This window comes from Moorena sp. SIO2C4 (assembly GCF_010672485.1).
Lineage (GTDB): Bacteria > Cyanobacteriota > Cyanobacteriia > Cyanobacteriales > Coleofasciculaceae > Moorena > Moorena producens.
The window spans coordinates 1-1392 of sequence record NZ_JAAHGN010001458.1; the positions used below are offsets into that span (position 1 = coordinate 1).

Sequence of the window (1392 nt, forward strand, 5' to 3'; positions counted from 1 at the left end):
TAAAAATAATTACATGACTAGGGTTTAACAGACTCGACAGTAATGCCATTGGCTTCATCCTTGCTGCTGGGGAGGAAGCCTATATAGCAATCCTAAATTATTTGTAAAATCACTGGAATTGTTAAAAACTGGTGCCTTCTCCCTTCCCTTCTGCCATCTGCCGTCTGCTTCCTGCCTTAAAGCAGACCATTTCTTTCACAAATCAGATAGGATTGCTATATATAGCAATCCTAATGAAAGCATGCGTGATGGATAACACAATTACTTACCTCACAACTGCTGACCTTGATTCCACCAGGGCCATCCTTTTAGCGCAAGCAAGCAGTCTAACTTATGATGCTTTTGATAAGCAAAACCCTGCTGAGTGTCTTGAGGTGTCTCCACCGGATGGTTATGATTTTGTAGACTACTGGACTGGTGTTGATGCGATTTTTAATAAATACAAAACTGTTGAGTGTTATGGTGTAGTGTTTCGATCTCAGCAGTCTCCTTACACTTATATATTTGCCTTTAGAGGTACTTATTCCACAGAGGATCTAATAGATACTTTTGGTGTTAATCATACAACATTTGTACCTTATCAGGAAGATGTTGTAGTGCCATCTAAGCTTAGGGTTGAATCAGGTTTCTACCATATCTATTCCAATAGTGATGGGAACACACCCTCGATGCAGAATCAGGTGTTTGCCCTAGTTGATAAATACCAAGCATCTGAAAAACCGATCGATACTCTGTATATTACTGGCCATAGTTTAGGCTCTACACTGAGCACTTTATTCACACTTGATATGGCGTTGTCTAGACCAGATATCAAGTCTGCAAGCTACAACTATGCTTCCCCTCGTGTAGGCAACCAAGCATTTGTAGAATTTTATCAACAACAGGCACCGCAACAAAACCCCGAGACACGAACTATTCGTATCCAAAATGTTTATGACAAAGTTCCTTGTGACCCATTTAAATATGAAGGATATCAGCATTTGCCCTATGCCTATCTAGTTTCATTTTCTCGAGACAACTTAATGGGTAAATTTGATGTTATAGACAATCATCATTACAAAAATTATAAAACTGTTTTGAATTGTGCGTTGGAGAGTGAAAGTGGCTTTTGTGAGAGAACCTTTGACTACGATCAGGACAAAACGATGAAGTCGGTGAAACCAGATCCTAGTCAAGTCTGTAGATATTGGTTGTAGCTCTTGGTCTGGGGTTGTCTAGCGGATTTCAAGTTTGTGAGGTACAAATTTTCTGGTTTTAGGGAACAGGGAACAGGGAACAGGGAACAGGGAACAGGGAACAGAAAAGAGGCAAGAGGAACCCAGCCCTAACCCCTTCCAGTTGGGTAGGGTGCGTTAGGGGTGGCCTCATTTCCGCCTCGTAGCTAGGGTTTGA

General features: G+C 41.2%; 1 protein-coding gene. It reads left to right on the forward strand.

All coding sequences use genetic code 11. From position 1 onward, the window contains the following. Positions 1-131: 131 nt before the first annotated feature. Positions 132-1196, forward strand: a complete 1065-nt coding sequence (locus tag F6K20_RS38560; RefSeq protein ID WP_131827008.1) for a lipase family protein — start codon at positions 132-134, stop codon at positions 1194-1196. Positions 1197-1392: the final 196 nt, after the last annotated feature.